Origin of the sequence: Streptomyces sp. B5E4 (assembly GCF_039871555.1) — a bacterium.
In the GTDB taxonomy this organism is placed as follows: domain Bacteria; phylum Actinomycetota; class Actinomycetes; order Streptomycetales; family Streptomycetaceae; genus Streptomyces.
The window spans coordinates 282,376-303,004 of record NZ_JBDPMI010000005.1 but is presented as its reverse complement, the minus strand read 5'-3'; the positions used below and the strand labels follow the sequence as shown (position 1 = coordinate 303,004).

Genomic DNA, 20,629 nt, shown 5'->3' with positions numbered 1-20,629 from the left:
TGCTCGCGACCATACGTCAAGTTGATGCCGCGTTCTACCGCCTGTGGATGAACGGTGACGGCACCCGGACATCCACCGGACGCCGGAGGCGTGGAGTCAGTACTTCGGCCCGACGTGGGCGTCCATGAGCGCGACGGACGCGCGCCTGGCGACGGAGATGTTGAACGGGTCGCAGCCGCGGGCGAGGGTCGACCACTCCACGCCGACCCGGTCGAGCGCGTCGGTGAATAGCTTGCGGATGTCGTCGGACTTGTTGCTGAAGAAGTAGCGCGGATACTCGTAGCGCTTTCGCCGCCCGGCGACGACACGAGTGGTCCAGTTCATGATCCGGCATCCGTCGGAGTGGATGAGCCCGCGGATGAAGGGCCAGGGGTGCCGGTCGAGGATCTCCTGCTGCCACGGCTCGACCGCGATCCGCCGCTCGTGCTTCTTGCCGGCACCGTGCTGGGGAAACAGGCAGGGCAGATGCCGGGAGTAGACCTTCACGTTGTGGCAGCCAGTCCTCGCGACCAGGCAGACCCTGTTGTGCGGGAAGACCGCGCTCATCGCACGGCGGCAGTCGAGCATCAGTCCGGGCCAGTCGTCGGCACAGGTGATCATGAGGTTGGGGACCCGGTGCCCGGAGTACCGGACGATGTGGCCGTCGCCCAGGTAGAGGCCCAGGAGGTAGGCATAAGCCGCGTCGTCCAGCGGCCGGCCGTCGCACCGCGGGCACGGCCGCTCCGGAACACCCGGCAACGTCCCACGCCGCGCACGGTCCCGGTGGAGCCAGTAGCCGATCGTTCCCACGGGAACGCTGAGTTCTCGGGCGACATCAGCGTTCCGCGCCCCGTTGCGCAGCATGGCAAGTGCCTGGTCGCGTACATCTCTACCATGTGTACACATGGAACAACTGTGCGCGATCGCACGTGATCGCACCGCTTCGCGGCCCGAATTCACGAGAACGGTGCGCTCCGGTTGAGCGAGAAGTGCCCGGTGTGGGATTCGAACCCACATGCCCGAAGGCACGGCTGTTTGAGAGCCGCGTGTCTGACCAGTTCCACCAACCGGGCCCGCTCGACGCGGGCCAAGCCTACCGCGTGCTCTCCGCCGGCGGCGCGGTCGGTACTCTCGTGGGTGCCCCCCTATCGCAGCCAGGCAATACCCCGAGGAGCACCGTGAGCGCCCCCGAGACCCCCGAAACCCCGGAGGACATCGCCGCCGCCAGCCCCGGCGGTGACGAGCACGTGCCGCCGCAGACCACCCGGGTCGTCATCGCCGAGGACGAGGCCCTCATCCGGCTCGATCTGAAGGAGATGCTGGAGGAGGAGGGGTACACCGTCGTCGGGGAGGCGGGGGACGGGGAGACCGCGGTGCAGCTGGCGCGGGAGCATGAGCCGGATCTGGTGATCCTGGACGTGAAGATGCCCGTGCTCGACGGGATCTCCGCCGCCGAGCGGATCGCCGCCGACTCCATCGCGCCGGTGCTCATGCTCACCGCGTTCTCCCAGCGCGAGCTGGTCGAGCGGGCGCGGGACGCGGGGGCCATGGCGTATCTGGTGAAGCCGTTCAGCAAGGGTGACGTGGTGCCGGCCATCGAGATGGCCGTCTCGCGTTACACCGAGCTGAAGGCGCTGGAGAAGGAGGTCGTCGACCTCACGCAGCGCCTGGAGACGCGCAAGCTGGTGGACCGGGCGAAGAGCATCCTGCAGACCGAGTACGGGCTGTCGGAGCCGGCGGCGTTCCGGTGGATCCAGAAGACGTCGATGGACCGCCGGCTGTCGATGCAGCAGGTGGCGGAGGCCGTCATCGAGGACGACGCGGAGAAGAAGGCCAAGAAGAAGCAGGGTTAGTCCGCGGAGCCTCTGCGGGGCTTCCGTGCGACCGCGCCGCGAACGTGCGCGAGCGGCCCGTGCCCCCCTCCCCGGGGCGCGGGCCGCTCTGGCTGTGCGGTCGGCTGTCAGTCTTCGCCGAGGTAGGCCTTGCGCACGGATTCGTCGTGCAGCAGTTCCTCTCCGGTGCCCGACAGGACGACCTTGCCGACTTCCATCACGTGTCCGTGGTCGGCGATGGAGAGCGCGGCCTGGGCGTTCTGCTCGACGAGCAGGATGGTGGTGCCCTGGGCCTTCAGCTCCCGGATCGTCTCCATGATCTTCTGCATCATGATCGGCGAGAGGCCCATGGAGGGTTCGTCGAGCATGAGCAGCTTGGGCCGGGACATCAGTGCCCTGCCCATGGCGAGCATCTGCTGCTCGCCGCCGGACAGGGTGCCGGCGGCCTGCTTGCGCCGTTCGCCGAGGATGGGGAACAGCTCGTAGCACATCTTGATGTCCTGCTCGATGCCCGCCGCGTCCTTCCGGAGGAAGGCGCCGAGTTGGAGGTTCTCGGTGATGGTGAGGCGGGGGAAGAGCCGGCGGCCTTCCGGGGAGTGGGCGAGGCCCATGGCGACGATCTTGTGGGCGCCGACGCCGTTGAGCGGCGTGCCGTCGAAGAAGATCTTGCCGCCGGAGGGCTTCAGCAGTCCGGAGAGGGTGCGCAGGGTCGTCGTCTTGCCGGCGCCGTTGGTGCCGATGAGGGTGACGACCTCGCCGCGCTGGACGCTGAACGAGATGCCCTTGACGGCTTCGATCTTGCCGTAGGCGACCTTCAGGTCGTCGACCTGCAGTAGCGCGGTCACGCGTCGCCCTCCTTGCTCGTCTTGGGGGTGCTGCCGCTCCCGGTGTTCCTGGCGAGCGCGTCCTCGGCGGCGGCGACCTCGTCGGCGGCTTCGTCCTCCGGGACGCCCTCGAAGGGCGTTCCGAGGTACGCGGCCACGACGCGCTCGTCGCTCTGGACGATCTCGGGGGTGCCCTCGACCAGTTTTTCGCCCTGGACGAGGACGGCGACGCGGTCGCAGAGCCCGAAGATGAACCGCATGTCGTGTTCGATGACGAGCACCGAGATGCCCTGCTCGCGGATCGCGAAGACCAGCTCGCGGGTGGCCCGGGTCTCTTGCGGGTTCATGCCCGCGGTGGGCTCGTCGAGGAGCAGCAGTCCGGGTTCGCTCGCCAGCGCCCGGGCGATCTCCAGCTTGCGCTGTTCGCCGTAGGGGAGGTTGCGGGCGAGGTGGTCGCGCTTGGCGGCCAGCCCGGTGAACTCCAGCAGTTCCATGGCGCGTGCTTCCGATGCCCGCTCCGCCCTCTTGAAGCCGGGGTTGCGCAGCAGCGCGGACCACAGCCCTTCGGTGGTGCGGGTGTGCCGGCCGACGAGGACGTTTTCCAGGACCGTCATGTTGGCGAAGAGACGGATGTTCTGGAAGGTACGGGCGATGCCCGCCTCGGTGACGCGGTGGGAGCGGTGCGGCAGGACCGTGCCCTTGTACCTGACCGTGCCCTCGGTGGGGATGTAGAGCCCGGTCATGCAGTTGAAGAAGGTGGTCTTGCCGGCGCCGTTGGGGCCGATGAGCCCGACGATCTCGCCGTGGTCGACGGTGAGGTCGACGTTGCGTACGGCGGTGAGGCCGCCGAAGCGCATGGTGACGCCGCGGGCGTCCAGGACGGTCCCGCCGCCGGATCCCTTGGCGGGGACGGTGTCGCTGACCATCGGTGTCACACCCCCACCTTCTTGCTGAGGCCGGTATCTTCCTTGGGCACGTCGAGCTGGCCGGTGTCGTGGAACTCGAGCTGCTTCCGGCGGTCGGCGATGAGGCCCTCCGGGCGGAAGCGCATGAGCAGGACCAGCGCCACGCCGAAGAGCAGCAGCTGGTATTCCTGGACGAACTGCAGCTTGGCGGGGATCAGGTAGAGCAGCGACGCGCCGATGAGGGGGCCGCTGACGGTGCCCATGCCGCCGAGGATGACGGCTGCCAGCAGGAACGCGGAGTTCGGTGGCACGGCTTCGACGAACTTGTACTGGGTGGGTGTGACGGTGTACGTCACGTGCGCCTGTACGGTGCCCGCCATGCCGGCCAGGGTGGCGCCGAGCGCGAAGGCGAGGAGCTTGAGCCGGAAGGCGTTGATGCCCATGGCGCGGGCGGCGGTCTCGTCCTCGCGGATGGCGACCCAGGCGCGGCCGATGCGCGACTGGTCCGCGCGCCGGAAGATCGTGACGATCACGACCGTGAAGAGCAGCATGAGCAGGAAGTAGTTGGAGAACCTGCCCAGTTCCTGGCCCAGGATGGTGTGCTCTTCGCCGAGGTTGAACCCGAAGATCTCCAGCTCCGGGATGTTCGGGATGCCGTTGGGGCCGTTGGTGACGTCGGGCCCGGAGTCGCCGTCGAGGTTCTGGACGCCGATGCGGAAGATCTCGCCGAATCCGAGGGTCACGATGGCGAGGTAGTCGCCGCGCAGCCGCAGGGTCGGGGCGCCGATGAGCACGCCGAAGACGAGTGATGCCGCGGCGCCGGTGAGCACGGCCGCCCAGAACGGGAAGGTGACCCCGATGCTGGAGGTGGGTGCGCCGGAGACCAGGGCCGCGGTGTACGCGCCGACGCCGAGGAAGGCGACGTAGCCGAGGTCCAGCAGGCCTGCCAGGCCGACGACGACGTTGAGGCCGAGCGCCACGGTGGCGAAGATGAGGATGTTGGTGCCGATGCTGGCGTAGGCGTCGTTGCTCTGGGTGAACGGGAAGGCGAACGCGGCGACGAAGGCCGCCGTCACGGTCACGTTCCGGTGCTTGGAGGTGAGCTGGCCCAGTTGCCGGGTGAGTCCCGCGCGGCCCACGGCGGGGAACGCGAAGGAGACGAGCACCATGTAGCCGATGAAGAGTTCGGCGTAGTCGGTGTCGATGCCGAACGTGAAGACGTACAGGCCGAGGGCGAAGGCGGCGGAGATGATGACGATCTCCACCCAGCCCGGCAGGTCCCGCAGCCGTCCCGGGACGGGCGCCTTCAGCGAGTGCGTCAGTCGTTCCCAGGGGTTGGCCGGCGGGTTCTCGGCGTCCGGGGGGACGTCCGACGGCAGCCCGAGGGCGCCGACGACGGCGATCAGGGCCATGGCCACGGCGATGTAGCCGCCGGGGTCGACGTTGATCAGGCCGCCGAGGTTCTTGACGATGGCGCCGACGGTGTAGCCGGTGACGCCGAGGGTGCCGAGCGCGAGCAGCCGTACTGCGCTGTTGGCGCCGCCGGGGGTGAGCCAGCGCAGTCCGCGCACGCCGCTGCCGGAGAGCAGGAACAGCAGGGTGAGCAGGGCGCCGGTGAGGGTCAGGAGCTGCAGCCCGCCGGGGTAGCCGTAGACGGTGAGGTTGCCCGGGAACTCCTCCGTGTAGGTCCACGAGAGGAACGTGGAGACGAGGGTGCCGAGGGCGCCGGCGTAGGCGAGCAGCCGGGCGGGGCCCGGCGGCAGGGGCAGCGCGCCGGCCGCGGGGGCGGTGGCGGATGCGGTGTCTTTCTCCAGGGTGGTCATCGCTATCACGCCCGATCCGCGACGCGTTCGCCCAAGAGGCCCTGGGGCCGCAAGAGCAGTACGAGAATGAGCAGGACGAACGCCCAGACGTCCTTCCATGCACCGCCGCCGAGCTGCTCCATGCCGGGGATGTCGGCGATGTAGGCGGTGGCCATGGCCTCGGAGAGACCGAGGACTACGCCGCCGATCATGGCGCCGTAGATGTTGCCGATGCCGCCGAGGACGGCGGCGGTGAAGGCCTTGAGGCCGGCGATGAAGCCCATCTTGAAGTTGACCTCGCCGTAGCGCAGGCCGTGGGCGATGGCCGCGATGGCCGCGAAGGCGGCGCCGATGGCGAAGGCCATGACGATGATGCGGTCGGTGTTGATGCCCATGAGCTTGGCCGTGTCCGGGTCCTGCGACGTGGCCTGCATGGCGCGGCCGGTGCGGGTCTTGGAGACGAAGAAGCCGAGGGCGATCATGCACACGGGGGCGGCGATGAGCAGGTAGAGCTCGCCGCGTTCGATGGTGAACGCGCCGAAGTCGATGCGCGGGCCGGAGAACTCGGGGAAGGGCCGCGACTTCGTGGCCTCGGGGTACCAGGCCCAGATGGCCTGCTGAAGGGCGATGGACAGGCCGATCGCGGTGATAAGGGGGGCGAGGCGGGGTGCGCCGCGCAAGGGGCGGTAGGCAAAGCGTTCCGCGCCGACGCCGACGAGCACGGAACAGATGACGGCCATGAGGATCATCAGCGGCAGGGCGACGAGCAGGCTGGTGCCGTTCGGCATCCACAGCCACATCGTCAGGGCGCCGAAGCCGCCGATCATGAATATCTCGCCGTGGGCGAAGTTGATGAGCTGGACGATGCCGTACACCATCGTGTAGCCGATGGCTATGAGCCCGTACAAGGCGCCGAGTAGCAGGCCGTTGGCAAGTTGCTGCGGCAGATCGTTCACCGCTGGGCCTCCGAGTGGGTGTCAGATATGGCCGCGCGGGGGGGGGGGGGGGGGGCCCCCCCCCCGCTTGCGGTCTGTGTGATCAATGGGCGGTGGTGGTCGCCCCGGTCAGCCTTCGAACTCGCCGCTGGTCAGCGGCACGTGCTCGCCGTCCTTGACCTGGTACAGCGACAGCTGCTTGTTCGTGGTGTCGCCGAACTCGTCGAAGCCGACGCTGCCGGTCACTCCCTCGAAGGAAACGTCGTTCATGGCCTCGGTGATGGCCTTGCGGGCCTCGTCCGCGTCACCGGGCAGTTCGCCGTCGTTGTCCTCGACGACGGTCTTCACGGCCTGGATGATGGCCCAGGTGGAGTCGTAGGAGTAGCCGCCGTACGCCTCGAACGCGTCCTCGTAGCCGGCCGCCTCGTAGTTCTTGATGAACTCCTTGGCGGTGTCCAGCTCGGTCAGCGGGGCGCCGACGGAGCTGGCCATGTCGCCCTCGGCGTTCTCCTTGGCGAGGGCGACGTACTCGGCACTGAACAGCGCGTCGCCGCCGACGGTCGGGATCTTGGCCCCGGCCTTCTTGACCTGGGCGGCCAGCGGGGCGCCGGCCGGGTACTCGCCGCCGTAGTAGACGAAGTCGGCGCCGGAGTTCTTGACCTTCGTGGCGATGGCCGCGAAGTCCTTGTCGTCGGGGTTGACGTGGTCGGTCCCGACGACCTTGCCGCCGAGCTTCTCGAACTCGTCGGCGAAGGTGCCGGCGAGGCCGGCGCCGTAGGTCTTCTTGTCGTCGATGACGAAGACCTTCTTCAGCTTCTCCTCGTTGTAGAGGTACTGCGCGGCGTACGGGCCCTGGATCGCGTCGGTGGTGGACACGCGGAAGTACGTGTCGAACGGCCGCGTCTTCTCGCCGGACTGCCACTCCTCGCCCTGGGTCAGGGCGGGGTTGGTGTTGGCGGGCGAGACCTGGACCATGTCGGCGTCGGCGAAGACCTTCTGCATGGACTGGCCGACGTCGGAGTTGAGCGGGCCGACGACGCCCATGACGTCCTCGTTGCCGACGAGCTTGGTGGCGTTCTGCTGGCCCTGCTGGGCCTGGGCCACGTCGTCGAGGGGCTCGAGCTCGAACGTGACGCCCTTGACCTCCTCGTTCTGGTTGGCCGTCTTCACGGCGAGCTCGGCGGAGTTCTGGATGCCGATGCCCAGGGCGGAGAGGTCACCCGTCAGCGGGGCGTCGAGGCCGATAACGACGGTCGTTCCGTCGCCACCGCCCCCGCCTTCGCTGTCGTCGTCGCGGGAACCGCAAGCAGACAGCGTGAGAGCCCCTGCGGTGACCGCAGTGGTGAGTATGAGCAAGGAACGGTGACGCACGATCAGTCCTTTCCCCTGGCGCGGCCTCGACTGCGCAGAGTGGGCCGGTGCACGCGGCAGGCGTCGGAAGGTGACCTGCTGCGCGGTGACTGGGCGTGACTCTAAGCCGCCCCGGGGCGGGGGGGCAGAGGTGCAGGCAATGCTGTGACTCTCTTGTTATGACCCTTACAGCCACCTTCCGCGTCGGCGGGCGTGGTCTGTGCCGGATCCACGGAGTCCGGACGCCCGAACGGGCGCGAAGCCGCTGCTGGTGTCCTATGCGCCGGGAGCCGCCCGCGGGGCGGGTTCGCATATCGTACGCAGTGCCCGGGACAGTTCGGCGGCGTAGGTCCCGCCGAGGATGGAGCTGTAGTCCTGTATTGCGCGCGTGTTACGCAGCGTTACACGCAGCGAGGGCAGGCTCGCGTCGAGGGGGAGCCCCGCGCACCGGACGACCTCGAACCTGACGGTGACCCGGGTGGGTTCTCCCTCGGAGAGGGCGAGCGGCAGCGCGGGCCGGACGGACAGCTTCAGGCCGCTGTAGCCCTGGGTGATCTTCTCCAGTGAGGCGCCGCTCTCCGAGGTGGCCATGAGCTGGGCCTCAAAAGCGTTATCGCCTGCTTTGGGGGTTTCTATCCCGAGAAAGGAGAAGTGAGTCGAGTGGATCGGGTACGGCACGGGCGCGGGCGGCTCCGGCTCCGGCCGTGTGGCCAGGGCGTATACGCCGGCGGCGGCCAGTAGGGCGAGGCCGGCGCCGAGGGCGGCGAGCCGGCGGGAGCGGGGCGGCAGCGCCGTCCAGCGCTCGCCGAGGCGCGGCCCCGCGGAGCCGCCGCCGAGGACCTCCGCGGGCGGGCCGGGGTCCGGCTCGGGGCCGGGCTCGGGCCGGGTGGGCGCGCTCATGGCGGACAGAGTAAGGGCGTACGCGCCGCGGCGCAGCGGGCCGTGCACGCCCGCGTCCGACTACCGAACGTGCGCGGCGGCGGCGGGAGTCGGGGCGCTGGGCCCCGCTCCCGCCGCCGTCCGCCGTACGCGGCCCGCAACCGGCCCGCAGGGCGCCGTCAGCGTCCCGGCGGACCGGCGGCCGGGCGGGGTGCGGTCAGAAGTCCCACTCGGCGTCGTCGAGTTCGGCCCGCTTCTCGCTGTCCGCGCCCGCGAACGCGGCGCCTGCCATGCCCGCGGCGAGGGTGGAGCCGTCGGCGGGGTCGATCAGCAGGAACGAGCCGGTGCGCCGGCAGTCGCCGTAGGCGTCCATCGGCAGCGGCTCCGAGGTGCGGAGCACGACGCGGCCGATGTCGTTGACCTCCAGGGACCCCGGGGAGGGGTGGTGGGAGAGGTCGTCGAGCGTGAGCCGGTCGGGGATCTGCTTGACGATCGCCTTGACGGTGCGGGTGGTGTGCTTGAGCAGCACCCGGGCGCCGGGGGTGAGCGCGGTGTCGTGCAGGTGGCAGACGGTGGCCTGGATGTCCTGCGTGGCGCCGGGGGCCTGCTCGCTGGGGGCGATCATGTCGCCGCGGGAGATGTCGATGTCGTCGGCGAGCCGGATGGTGACCGACTGCGGCGCCCACGCGGAGTCGACGCTCTCGCCCAGCACGTCGATGGCGGCGACGCTGGAGGTGTGGCCCGAGGGCAGCACGGTGACGGGCTGGCCGACGTGGAAGATGCCGGAGGCGATCTTCCCGGCGTAGCCGCGGTAGTCGCGGTGCTCCGGGGTCTGCGGGCGGATCACGTACTGCACGGGGAAGCGGGTCACGCGGCCGCGCGGGTCGTGGTCGATCTGGACGGTCTCCAGGTGCTCCAGCACCGTGGGGCCCGCGTACCAGTCCATGACGGCCGACGGGGTGACGACGTTGTCGCCCTCCAGCGCCGAGATGGGGATGGTGGTCACAGCGGGCACGCCGAGGGCCTTGGCGTACTTGGTGAACTCGGCGGCGATCGTGGCGAAGACGTCCTCCGCGTAGCCGACGAGGTCCATCTTGTTGACGGCCAGGACCACGTGCGGCACGCGCAGCAGCGCGGCGACCGCGGCGTGCCGGCGGGTCTGCTCGACGACGCCGTGCCGGGCGTCCACGAGGATGACCGCCAGCTCGGCGGTGGAGGCGCCGGTGACCATGTTGCGGGTGTACTGCACGTGGCCGGGGGTGTCGGCGAGGATGAAGCGGCGCCGCGGGGTGGCGAAGTAGCGGTACGCCACGTCGATGGTGATGCCCTGCTCGCGCTCGGCGCGCAGTCCGTCGGTGAGCAGCGCCAGGTCGGGGGCCTCCTGCCCGCGGCTGGCGGACGCCCGCTCGACGGCCTCCAGCTGGTCGGCGAGGACCGACTTGGAGTCGTGCAGCAGCCGGCCGACGAGGGTCGACTTGCCGTCGTCGACGCTGCCCGCGGTGGCGAAGCGCAGCAGGGAGACCTCGGTGAGCGCGGCCGGCTCCGTGGCGGGGGCGGGTGGGTTCACAGTCATGATCAGAAGTAGCCTTCGCGCTTGCGGTCTTCCATGGCGGCCTCGGACATCTTGTCGTCGGCCCGGGTGGCGCCGCGCTCGGTGAGCCGGGTGGCGGCGATCTCGGCGATGACCTTCTCGATGGTGTCGGCTTCGGAGTCGACGGCGCCGGTGCAGGACATGTCGCCGACGGTGCGGTAGCGCACCGTGCGGGTCTCGACGCGCTCGCCCTGCTTGGCGCCGCCCCAGTCACCGGGGGCGAGCCACATGCCGCTGCGGAGGAAGACCTCGCGGCGGTGCGCGTAGTAGATCTCCGGGAGCACGATCTTCTCGCGGGCGATGTACTGCCAGACGTCCAGCTCGGTGAAGTTGGACAGCGGGAAGACCCGGACGTGCTCGCCGACGGCGTGCTTGCCGTTGTAGAGCTGCCACAGCTCGGGGCGCTGACGGCGCGGGTCCCAGCCGCCGAACTCGTCGCGCAGGGAGAAGATGCGCTCCTTGGCGCGGGCCTTCTCCTCGTCGCGGCGGCCGCCGCCGAAGACCGCGTCGTAGCGGGCCCCCTCGATGGCGCGCAGCAGCGGCACGGTCTGCAGCGGGTTGCGGGTGCCGTCGGCGCGCTCCTTGAGCTCGCCGCGGTCGATGAAGTCCTGGACGGAGGCGACGTGCAGCCGCAGGTTGTGCTGGGCGGCGACGCGGTCGCGGTACTCCAGCACCTCGGGGAAGTTGTGCCCCGTGTCGACGTGCAGCAGCGCGAACGGCGGCGGGGCCGGCGCGAACGCCTTCAGCGCCAGGTGGAGCATCACGATGGAGTCCTTGCCGCCGGAGAAGAGAATCACCGGACGCTCGAACTCCCCCGCGACCTCGCGGAAGATGTGCACCGCCTCCGACTCCAGCACGTCCAGGTGCGGCAACTGGAAGTCCTGGGCGGCGGCCTGCTCGAACCGGCTCATGCGAGACCTCGTTCCACCAGTGCGGCGTGAAGCATCGCCGCGGATTGTTCGACACTCTGCTCGTGCGTGGGGATGCGCAGATCGGGGGCCGCGGGCGGCTCGTACGGGTCGTCCACGCCGGTGAGACCGGAGATCTCACCGGCCGCCTGCCGGGCGTAGAGGCCCTTCACGTCGCGCTCGGCGCAGACGTCGACGGGCGTGGCCACGTGCACCTCCACATACGTCGTACCCTCCGTCTGGTGGCGCTTGCGCACCCCCTCGCGGCTGTCCGCGTACGGGGCGATCACCGGCACGAGGACCTTCACGCCGTGCGACGCGAGAAGCTCGGCGACGAAGCCGATGCGCTGCACGTTGGTGTCGCGGTCCTCGCGGGAGAAACCGAGGCCGGCGGTGAGGAATTCCCGGATCTCGTCGCCGTCCAGCACCTCCACCCGGTGGCCGGCGTCCCGGAGCCGCTCGCCGAAGGCACGTGCGAGCGTCGTTTTGCCGGCGCTGGGCAGGCCGGTGAGCCAGATCGTGGCGCCGCGCGCGTGTACGCCGTCGGCGCCGGGTGCGTTGTCAGGCACTCCCACTCCCGTGAATCTCCTCGAACAGTGCCTCCCACTGCGGATGGACCGCCTCGGGAGTGTAGGAGCGCGACGTCTGCAGTGCCGCCGCTCCCATGTCGGCCCGTAGGCCCTCGTCGTCCATGAGCTGCCCCATGGCCTCGGCGAGCCCGTCCACGTCCTTCCGGGGCACCAGCAGCCCGTCCTTCCCGTGGGTGAGCACGTCGGCGGGGCCCGTCGGGCAGTCGAAGCTGACCACGGGGAGTCCGTGGGTCATCGATTCGATCATCACCATGGGCAGGCCCTCGAACCGCGAGCTGAGCACATAAAAGGATGCTCTCGCAAGTTCGTCGTCCAGTTTGTGCGTGTGCCCCATCAGAAAGACGTGGTTGTAGAGGTGGTGCTCGTTGATCAGCCGGCGCAGCTCGGCCTTCTTCTCGCCGGTGCCGAAGATACGCAACTGCCAGTCGGGGAACTTCTCCACGAGCTGCGCCCATGCCGGGATCAGCATGTCGAAGCCCTTCTGCGGGAAGAGCCGGCCGGCGGCCACGGCGACGTGGTCGGCGTAGGTGGTGAGTTTCTTGTCGCCGGTGTGGACGGCGTTGGGGATGCGGACGACACGGGTGCCGGGCAGCAGCTCCTGGTAGTCCTCGCGGTCACCGTGGGTGAGGACGGCGACGGCGTCGAACCGGGGGTACTCGCGCTGGATGGCGGTGCGGATGTCCGCCGGGTGCGTGCCCAGGTTCATGTGCTCCTGGGCGATCTTGCGGCAGGAGCGCGGGGTGAACCGGGCGGTGAGGAAGTTCAGCCCGGGGCGGGTCGGGACGATCACGGCGTCGTGCTGCCGCTCCAGCCACTCGATGACGGTGTCCTCGATGTGGCGGTTGTAGCGCTCGTACGCGAACTCCCCCGACGGGATGTGCCGGGGCGGCTGCCCCTCCCGCTCGACGCGCTTCTCCGCCGCCCGGGGGCCGGCCGCGGCCAGCTCCGCCTCGCGGACGCCGGGCCGCTGGTCTACCAGGGTGGTGAGGGTGACCTCGGGGTGGAGGGGGAAGTGGGGCTCGTCGCGGGTGCGCTGCATGCTGACGATCTCGACGTCGTGGCCCGCGGCGGCCATGGAACCTGCCTGGTTGAACACGGTGCGGATGGTCCCGCCCGTGCCGTAGGCGTGCATGAGCAGATAGCGGATCTTCATGAGGCCGGCAGTACCTCGACGGAGAGGTTGTCCTTGATGGTGTAGTACGGCTTGACCTCGACGTCGGCGCCGTCGATCCGGGCGGGCTGGCCGGGGAAGACCATGATGTTCTTCTTGCCGGTGATCCCGTCCAGATGGCGGCCGGCGCGCAGCCGGACCTCCGCGTCGCCCTTGCCCGCGGTCAGGTGGATGTCCCACTGGGCCGGGGGGGTCAGCCCCGCCGGCGCCAGGTCGGCGACGGGCACCGTGACGTCGAACCCGCCGTCCGCCAGCTCCGCCGGGTAGCGCAGTTGCTGGTCCTCCTGGTCGCGCCGGACGAGGAGCAGCTCCCAGGGGCCGGCGTCGCCGTCGGTGACGCCGTGCAGGCTGCCGGTGAGGCGTACGGCGCCGTCGCGCGGCCAGACCTCGGCGATCTCGGCGTGCGGCTCGCGGGCGGCGGCCGCCGCGTCCTGATCCGCTCCGCCTTCGAGGTAGCCCCAGGCGGCGCTGATCTCGCGCAGCGGCTCGGGGATCTCCTCCTCGGCCGGCAGCGCACGGCCGGCCTGCACCTGGCCGCTGCGGATCTTGTCCTTCCAGTCGCCGAGACCCTTCTTGTAGCTGGTCTGGGTCTGGGAGCCGTAGTCGAGCATGCCGGGCTCGAAGTCGATCTCCAGGTAGGAGCAGATGGCCTTCATGGCGGACTCGGGGTCGTCGGTCAGCTCCTCGTAGCGCACCACGTGCCCCGGCAGGGCCTGGCGGGCGCGTTCGGTGGCGCGCATATAGCGCAGCGCGTCGAGGGCGGCCTCCTCCTCGGTGCGCTTCTCCGGGTCGGCCTCGTACCAGGAGCGGGCGATGGAGGCGGGGTGGCGGAGCAGGAAGATGAACCGGGCGTCGGGCCAGCAGGCGGCGATGCGCTTGTACGCGAAGGTATTGCTGGGCGTCTTCTCCACCAGGAAGTCCTTGCCGGAGCGCACCAGCTCACGGTGGAGCACCCGGTCCCAGATCAGGTGCTCCAGGTCGCCGCGCTCCAGACCCAGCTCGGCCATGGCGCGCTCGGCGAGCTTGGTGCCGGTGTTGACCTCCAGCCGGCGGAAGTGCAGTTCGTGCGCGGAGTGCAGGCGCGAGTGCGCGTTGAGGAGCAGGCGCAGCAGGGTGGAGCCGGAGCGTACCGGCGACATGATGAACACGGGGCGCCTGAGCAGCCGGTCGACTTCGGGATCCTCCGGGGGGCGGTACGCGACCTGCGCGACCGGCTTCGGCTCCGCGGGCTCCTTGGCCGGGGCGGGTTTCGGGGCAGGCGCATGCGGCAGCCCGGCCTTGCGGATCTCGAAACCCGTGGTTGCGCCGAGCTTGTGATTCAGCTTCCGGAGGAGGTTCATGCGCCCCGAGGCTAGAAGGCGTTTGTGAGACGGGCAACGTACCCGCGCGGCATGTTCGCTAAACGTGCAGGTCATAGCTAGTTTGATTCACGCCGAGTGGCGCTGGTCACAGCGGCCTTAGGGCGCCGGGGCAGACCTGCGGGATCCCGTCCCGGGCAGTGCCTCTCACCGCCCGGACGGGTGAATTCCGCACGGGACGTCGGCGCCGCCGAGGGTGAGGGGGTGCTGAGAACCATGAGAGCGGGATGAGAGCGGACGGCCCCGGGGGCGGCCGGTCTGAGCGTATCGGGTGAGCGATTCTCATGGACTTCTCATCCCCGGGTCCGCGGCGGTGTCCCGCGGCGGGACACGCGGGAGGGCGGTGGGAGTTCGGGTTGGCGGGGGGTGCGGTCGAAGGTGGTGCCCGTGCCGGACGGACCGGCACGGAAGGGATATCTCACCATGAACGTCACGATGAAGCGCGCCGCGGTCACCGCGGTCGCGGCCCTGGCGGTCCTGCTGGGCACCGCGGGGGCGGCGAGCGCCGCCGAGGGGCACGCCGGGCCGCACCGGCCGTGCGCGTCGCAGAGCAAGCACGTCACGCACGGCCCCGGCGGCTGGGCGGGCGAGGGCGGCAAGCGGGTGCATGTGAAGGAGGCGCCCCGGGGGCACTGCAAGAAGGCCAAGCGGACGCACGTCCGCGGGGACCGGGGGCCGGTGAAGAAGGTCGTGCTCACGGACGGGCGGAGGGGGCCGCGCCGCTGACGCCGCCCGCCGGCGATCGCCGGCCGTCCGGACGCTGATCGTGTGGACCGCCGACCGCTCGGGCCGCCGGGCGGTCGAGCGGTCGGGCCGCGCACCCCGTCCCGCGACCGCTGCGATCGCCGCCGTGTGCCGCTCCGCCGCGGGTCAGGCGTCGCGCAGCAGGCAGGTGAGCCGTGCGGTGCACACCCGGCGGGCCTCCTCGTCGCTGACGACGACCTCGTACGTCGCGGTGGACCGGCCGCGGTGCAGCGGCGTGGCGACGCCGGTGACCACGCCGGAGCGCAGGCCCCGGTGGTGGGTGCAGTTGAGGTCGACGCCGACGGCGACCTTCGCCGGGCCGCCGTGCAGCATCGCGCCGACGGAGCCCAGGGTCTCGGCGAGCACCGCGGAGGCGCCGCCGTGCAGCAGCCCGTACGGCTGGGTGTTGCCCTCCACCGGCAGGGTGCCGACGACCCGCTCGGGCGCCGCCTCCAGCACCTTGAGGCCCATGCGCTGTCCGAGGGCGCCGGCGGAGAACAGCTTCTCCAGGTCGACGCCGACGCCGGCGAACTCGTCGAGGATCTCCTGGGGGAACTTCGTGGTGTGCTCGCCCATGGGCGCCCGGCTCCGTCCTTTACACCGTCGTGTCGGGCTCCACCGTAGACGCGGCCGGTTCCAGCCTGACCACCAGGGACTTGCTCGTGGGGGTGTTGCTCGTGTCCGCGGTGGAGTCCAGCGGCACCAGCACGTTGGTCTCGGGGTAGTACGCGGCCGCGCAGCCCCGGGCCGTCGGGTAGTGCACGACGCGGAAGCCGTCCGCGCGCCGCTCGACGCCGTCGCGCCACTCCCCGACGATGTCCGCGTACGCGCCGTCGGCGAGGCCGAGGTCCGCGGCGTCGTCGGGGTGGACGAGGACGACGCGCCGGCCGCCGCGCACGCCGCGGTAGCGGTCGTCCAGGCCGTAGATCGTGGTGTTGTACTGGTCGTGGCTGCGCAGCGTCTGCAGCAGCAGCCGGCCCTCGGGCACCTCGGGATACGTCACGGGGCCGGCGGTGAAGTTGGCCTTGCCGGTGCTCGTGGGGAAGCGGCGCTCGTCGCGCGGGGCGTGCGGGAGGGTGAAGCCGCCGGGGCGGCGCACGCGGGCGTCGAAGTCCTCGAAGCCGGGCACCACGCGCGCGATACGGTCGCGGATGCGCCCGTAGTCACCGCTGAACTCCTCCCACGGCGTGACGCTGTCCTTCCCCAGCACGGCGCGGGCCAGCCGGCAGACGATCGCGACCTCCGACAGCAGTGCGTCGCTCGCGGGCGCGAGCCGGCCGCGGGAGGCGTGCACGACGCCCATGGAGTCCTCGACGGTCACGAACTGCTCGTGGCCGCGGCCGTCGGGCCCCGGCTGCCGGTCGCGCTCGGTGCGGCCCAGGGTGGGCAGGATGAGCGCGCGGGCACCGGTGACGACGTGGCTGCGGTTGAGCTTGGTCGAGACGTGCACGGTCAGCCGGGCACGGCGCATCGCGGCCTCGGTGACCGCGGTGTCGGGCGAGGCGGAGACGAAGTTGCCGCCGACGGCGAAGAAGACCTTGGCGTCCCCGTCGCGCAGCGCGCGGATGGCGCGTACGACGTCGTAGCCGTGGTGGCGGGGCGGGGCGAAGCCGAACTCCTTCTGCAGCGCGTCCAGGAAGGCGGGCGCGGGGCGCTCGAAGATGCCCATGGTGCGGTCGCCCTGGACGTTGCTGTGGCCGCGCACGGGGCAGACACCGGCGCCGGGGCGGCCGACGTGGCCGCCGAGGAGCAGGAAGTTGACGATCTCCTTGATGGTGGCCACGGCGTGCTTGTGCTGGGTGAGGCCCATCGCCCAGCAGACGACGATCTTGTCGGCGGCCAGCACCAGTTCGGCGGCGCGGTCGAGGTCGGCGGCGGTCAGGCCGGTGGCGCGCTCGGCGTCGGCGTCGGCGTAGCCGCGGGCGGCGGCCGCGTACTCCTCGTAGCCGTGGGTGTGCTCCGCGACGAACTCCTCGTCGACGGCCCCGGCGCCGGAGTCGTGCGCGGCGAGGACGCGGCGGGCCAGGGCACGGAAGAGCGCCTGGTCGCCGCCGACGCGGACCTGGAGGAACAGGTCGGTCAGCGGGGTGCCGCCGCGCGCCAGGCCGCGTACGGTCTGCGGGTTCTTGAACCGGACCATCGCGGGCTCGGGCAGCGGGTTGACGGTGATGACGCGGGCGCCGTTCCCCTTGGCGCGCTCCAGCGCGGTGAGCATGCGCGGGTGGTTGGTGCCCGGGTTCTGGCCGGCGACGATGATCAGGTCGGCCTGGTGGAGGTCGTCGAGCAGGACGCTGCCCTTGCCGACGCCCAGGGTCTCGGTGAGCGCGGAGCCGGACGACTCGTGGCACAGGTTCGAGCAGTCCGGCAGGTTGTTGGTGCCGAACTCGCGGGCGAAGAGCTGGTAGAGGAACGCGGCCTCGTTGCCGGTGCGCCCGGAGGTGTAGAAGACCGCCTCGTCGGGTGAGTCGAGGGCGGTCAGTTCCTCGGCGACGATGGCGAACGCCCGCTCCCAGGAGACCTGCTCGTACGTCTCGGCGCCCTCGGCGAGGTACACGGGATGGGTGAGCCGGCCCTGCTGGCCCAGCCAGTAGCCGCTGCGGCCGGCGAGTTCGGCGACGGGGTGCGCGGCGAAGAACTCGGGGGTGACGCGGCGCAGCGTCGCCTCCTCGGCGACGGCCTTGGCGCCGTTCTCGCAGAACTCGAAGGTGTGCGGCCGGTCCGGGTCGGGCCAGGCGCAGCCGGGGCAGTCGAAGCCGTCGCGCTGGTTGACGCGCAGCAGGGTGCGGGCCGTACGCCGTACGCCCATCTGCTCCTGCCCGGTGCGCAGCGCGTGCGCGATGGCGGCGGCGCCGACGGCGGACTGCTGGGGCGCGGTGACCTCGGGGGCGTCCTGTACGGGGTCGCCGACGGGCGGTTTACCGGCCATGGCGGGCACCCTTTCTCCGGTGGGGCGTACGGGACCGATCCTGCCATGCCGCACCGTCACGGCTCCGTTGTCGGTGCGGCATGGCAGGATCGGAGCCGTGGCTGAGAACGCATCGAAACCCCGTAACCCCAGCAGCCCCCGCCTGATGCTGCTGGACGGACATTCCCTGGCATACAGGGCGTTCTTCGCGCTACCCGCGGAGAACTTCTCCACCACCAGCGGGCAGGTCACCAATGCGATCTACGGCTTCACGTCGATGCTGTCGAACACGTTGCGTGACGAGGCGCCGACGCACCTGGCCGTCGCCTTCGACGTCTCGCGCAAGACCTGGCGCTCCGCGGAGTTCGCGGACTACAAGGCGAACCGGTCCACGACGCCCGACGACTTCAAGGGCCAGGTCGAGCTGATCGGCGAGCTGCTGGACGCGATGAACGTGCCGCGCTTCGCCGTCGAGGGCTTCGAGGCGGACGACGTGATCGCCACGCTGGCCACGCAGGCCGAGGCGGCCGGGTTCGAGGTGCTGATCGTCACCGGCGACCGGGACTCCTTCCAGCTCGTCTCCGACCACGTGACGGTGCTCTATCCCACCAAGGGCGTCTCCGAGCTGACCCGCTTCACCCCGGAGAAGGTCGAGGAGCGCTACGGGCTGACGCCCGCGCAGTACCCGGACTTCGCCGCCCTGCGCGGCGACCCCTCCGACAACCTGCCGGGCATCCCGGGCGTCGGCGAGAAGACCGCGGCCAAGTGGATCAAGCAGTTCGGGTCGTTCGCGGAGCTGGCCGAGCGGGCCGAGGAGGTCAAGGGCAAGGCCGGGCAGAACCTGCGCGACCACCTCGACGCGGTGAAGCTCAACCGCCGGCTGACCGAGCTGGACCGCGCCGTCGAGCTGCCGGCCGGGCCCGAGGGCCTGGAGCGCAAGCCGTACGACCGGACGTCGCTGCAGGTCATCATGGACGCCCTGGAGTTCCGCAACCCCAACTTCCGCGAGCGGCTGTTCAACGCCGACCCGGGCGCCGCCGAGGTGGAGGTCGAACCGGAGCCGGGCGTGCAGGTCGACGGCCGGGTGCTGGAGACGGGCGAGCTGGCGCCGTGGCTCGCCGAGCACGGCTCGGCACCGCTGGGCATCGCCACGGTCGACACCTGGCAGCTCGGCGTCGGCAGCGTCTCCGAAGTCGCGCTGGCCACCGCGGAGGGGCCCGCCGCCTGGTTCGACCCGGCCCGGCTGGACGCCGCGGACGAGAAGGCGTTCGCTACCTGGCTGGCCGACGCCGGCAGCGCCAAGACGGTGCACGACGCGAAGAGCGCCATGCGCGTCTTCGCCGAGCACGGCTGGACGGTCGAGGGCGTGGCGATGGACACGGCCCTGGCCGCCTATCTGGTCACCCCCGGCCGGCGGACGTTCGCGCTCGACGCGCTGTCGATCGCCTATCTGGGCCGCGAGTTGGAGCCCCCGGCGGCCGACGGGCAACTGGAGCTGGGCCTCGACGGCGAGGAGGGCGACCAGGAGGCCGCCGAGCGGGACGCACTGATGCGTACGGCCCGTACGGTCCTGGACCTCGGCGAGGCGCTGTCGGAGAAGCTGGCGCAGGTCGGCGCGGCGGAGCTGCTGGGCGACATGGAGCTGCCGGTCTCCGCGGTGCTGGCGGGGATGGAGCGGGCCGGCGTCGCCGTCGACCGGGCCCATCTGGAGGCCATGGAGGAGCAGTTCGCCGGCGCGGTGCAGCAGGCCGTCCGGGAGGCGCACGACGCGGTGGGGCACGAGTTCAACCTCGGCTCGCCCAAGCAGTTGCAGGAGGTCTTCTTCGGCGAGCTGGGCCTGCCGAAGACCAAGAAGACCAAGACGGGCTACACCACGGACGCCGACGCGCTCGCCTGGCTCGCCACCCGGACCGACCACGAGCTGCCGGTCATCATGCTGCGCCACCGCGAGCAGGCCCGGCTGCGCTCCACGGTCGAGGGGCTCATCAAGACCATCGCGGCGGACGGCCGGATCCACACCACGTTCAGCCAGACCGTCGCCGCCACCGGCCGGCTGTCCTCCACCGATCCGAACCTGCAGAACGTGCCCATCCGTACCGACGAGGGCCGGGCGATCCGGCGCGGCTTCGTCGTCGGCGAGGGGTACGAGTCGCTGCTGACCGCCGACTACAGCCAGATCGAGCTGCGCGTGATGGCCCATCTGTCGGAGGACGAGGGCCTGATCGAGGCGTTCGCCTCCGGCGAGGACCTGCACGACACGGTCGCCTCGCAGGTGTTCGCGGTGCCCCGCACCGAGGTCGACGCCGAGATGCGGCGGAAGATCAAGGCGATGTCGTACGGGCTGGCCTACGGTCTTTCCGCGTTCGGCCTCTCGCAGCAGCTCGGCATCGAGACGGCCGAGGCCCACAAGCTGATGGAGAACTACTTCGAGCGCTTCGGCGGCGTTCGGGACTATCTGCGCCGCGTCGTCGACGAGGCCCGGGCGACGGGTTACACGGAGACGATGTTCGGCCGCCGCCGGTATCTGCCCGACCTCAACAGCGACAACCGCCAGCGGCGCGAGATGGCCGAGCGGATGGCGCTCAACGCGCCGATCCAGGGCACGGCGGCGGACATCGTGAAACTCGCGATGCTGCGGGTGGACCGGGCGCTGACGGCGGCGTCGCTGGAGACGCGGCTTCTGCTCCAGGTGCACGACGAAGTCGTGCTGGAGGTGGCGCCGGGCGAGCGCGAGCGGGTGGAGGGGCTGGTGCGCCAGGAGATGGCCGGCGCGGTGGCCCTGCGGGCGCCGCTGGACGTCGCGGTGGGCGTCGGCGCGGACTGGGAGTCGGCCGCACACTGAGCGCGGCACGGTGG

At 70.8% G+C, this 20,629-nt stretch carries 17 protein-coding genes and 1 tRNA gene; 3 read left to right on the top strand and 15 right to left on the bottom strand.

Features of this window, described 5'->3' with window-relative positions; genetic code table 11:
* Positions 1-96: 96 nt before the first annotated feature.
* The gene (locus tag ABGA99_RS10130; protein ID WP_347575564.1) at positions 97-885 is read right to left on the bottom strand and encodes a helix-turn-helix domain-containing protein; all 789 of its coding nucleotides are present in this window, start codon (positions 883-885) and stop codon (positions 97-99) included.
* Positions 886-969: 84 nt separating this feature from the next.
* Positions 970-1,052, bottom strand: a tRNA-Leu gene (locus ABGA99_RS10125).
* Between the two features lie 105 nt (positions 1,053-1,157).
* Between ABGA99_RS10125 and ABGA99_RS10120 the strand changes: the two genes are divergently transcribed.
* Entirely contained in the window at positions 1,158-1,832 is a 675-nt protein-coding gene (locus ABGA99_RS10120; RefSeq protein WP_347575563.1) for a response regulator, read from the top strand.
* A gap of 107 nt (positions 1,833-1,939) precedes the next feature.
* Here ABGA99_RS10120 and ABGA99_RS10115 read toward each other — a convergent pair whose 3' ends face one another.
* From ABGA99_RS10115 to ABGA99_RS10065, 11 genes are all read right to left on the bottom strand, one after another.
* Positions 1,940-2,656 (bottom strand): ABC transporter ATP-binding protein, encoded by a 717-nt coding sequence (locus ABGA99_RS10115; protein WP_347575562.1) that lies wholly within the window; start codon positions 2,654-2,656, stop codon positions 1,940-1,942.
* Entirely contained in the window at positions 2,653-3,561 is a 909-nt protein-coding gene (locus ABGA99_RS10110) for an ABC transporter ATP-binding protein (protein ID WP_347575733.1), read from the bottom strand. Before ABGA99_RS10110 ends, ABGA99_RS10115 begins: the two co-directional genes overlap by 4 nt.
* Positions 3,562-3,566: 5 nt before the next feature.
* Positions 3,567-5,363: a branched-chain amino acid ABC transporter permease gene (locus ABGA99_RS10105; protein ID WP_347575732.1), complete on the bottom strand. Its 1,797-nt coding sequence runs from the start codon at positions 5,361-5,363 to the stop codon at positions 3,567-3,569.
* A 5-nt stretch (positions 5,364-5,368) separates the two neighbouring features.
* Positions 5,369-6,298, bottom strand: coding sequence for a branched-chain amino acid ABC transporter permease (locus tag ABGA99_RS10100; protein WP_101425117.1), 930 nt, complete (start codon positions 6,296-6,298; stop codon positions 5,369-5,371).
* A 108-nt stretch (positions 6,299-6,406) separates the two neighbouring features.
* Positions 6,407-7,648, bottom strand: a complete 1,242-nt coding sequence (locus tag ABGA99_RS10095) for a branched-chain amino acid ABC transporter substrate-binding protein (protein ID WP_347575561.1) — start codon at positions 7,646-7,648, stop codon at positions 6,407-6,409.
* Positions 7,649-7,903: 255 nt separating this feature from the next.
* Positions 7,904-8,527 carry a hypothetical protein gene (locus ABGA99_RS10090; protein WP_347575560.1) on the bottom strand — a complete coding sequence of 208 codons (624 nt, stop codon included), beginning with the start codon at positions 8,525-8,527 and terminating at the stop codon, positions 7,904-7,906.
* Positions 8,528-8,723: 196 nt separating this feature from the next.
* Entirely contained in the window at positions 8,724-10,079 is a 1,356-nt protein-coding gene (locus tag ABGA99_RS10085) for a GTP-binding protein (protein WP_347575559.1), read from the bottom strand.
* Positions 10,080-10,081: 2 nt separating this feature from the next.
* The gene (cysD, locus tag ABGA99_RS10080; RefSeq protein ID WP_347575558.1) at positions 10,082-11,008 is read right to left on the bottom strand and encodes a sulfate adenylyltransferase subunit CysD; all 927 of its coding nucleotides are present in this window, start codon (positions 11,006-11,008) and stop codon (positions 10,082-10,084) included.
* Positions 11,005-11,574 (bottom strand): adenylyl-sulfate kinase, encoded by a 570-nt coding sequence (cysC, locus tag ABGA99_RS10075; RefSeq protein WP_347575557.1) that lies wholly within the window; start codon positions 11,572-11,574, stop codon positions 11,005-11,007. The genes cysD and cysC overlap by 4 nt, the downstream gene beginning before the upstream one ends.
* Complete coding sequence (locus ABGA99_RS10070) at positions 11,567-12,748, bottom strand: glycosyltransferase family 4 protein (protein ID WP_347575556.1); 1,182 nt, start codon at positions 12,746-12,748, stop codon at positions 11,567-11,569. Before ABGA99_RS10070 ends, cysC begins: the two co-directional genes overlap by 8 nt.
* A complete protein-coding gene (locus ABGA99_RS10065; protein ID WP_347575555.1) occupies positions 12,745-14,106 on the bottom strand; it encodes a sulfotransferase in 1,362 nt (453 codons plus the stop codon). The genes ABGA99_RS10070 and ABGA99_RS10065 overlap by 4 nt, the downstream gene beginning before the upstream one ends.
* 441 nt (positions 14,107-14,547) lie before the next feature.
* On the opposite strand from ABGA99_RS10065, the gene ABGA99_RS10060 reads away from it, so the two are divergent.
* Positions 14,548-14,850 (top strand): hypothetical protein, encoded by a 303-nt coding sequence (locus tag ABGA99_RS10060; RefSeq protein WP_347575554.1) that lies wholly within the window; start codon positions 14,548-14,550, stop codon positions 14,848-14,850.
* Positions 14,851-14,994: 144 nt separating this feature from the next.
* Here the strand turns inward: ABGA99_RS10060 and ABGA99_RS10055 are convergent, their stop codons facing one another.
* The gene (locus ABGA99_RS10055) at positions 14,995-15,444 is read right to left on the bottom strand and encodes a hotdog fold thioesterase (protein WP_347575553.1); all 450 of its coding nucleotides are present in this window, start codon (positions 15,442-15,444) and stop codon (positions 14,995-14,997) included.
* A gap of 19 nt (positions 15,445-15,463) precedes the next feature.
* A complete protein-coding gene (locus ABGA99_RS10050) occupies positions 15,464-17,794 on the bottom strand; it encodes an FdhF/YdeP family oxidoreductase (RefSeq protein WP_347575552.1) in 2,331 nt (776 codons plus the stop codon).
* A 145-nt stretch (positions 17,795-17,939) separates the two neighbouring features.
* On the opposite strand from ABGA99_RS10050, the gene polA reads away from it, so the two are divergent.
* The gene (polA, locus tag ABGA99_RS10045; protein ID WP_347575731.1) at positions 17,940-20,615 is read left to right on the top strand and encodes a DNA polymerase I; all 2,676 of its coding nucleotides are present in this window, start codon (positions 17,940-17,942) and stop codon (positions 20,613-20,615) included.
* The last annotated feature ends 14 nt before the right edge of the window (positions 20,616-20,629 follow it).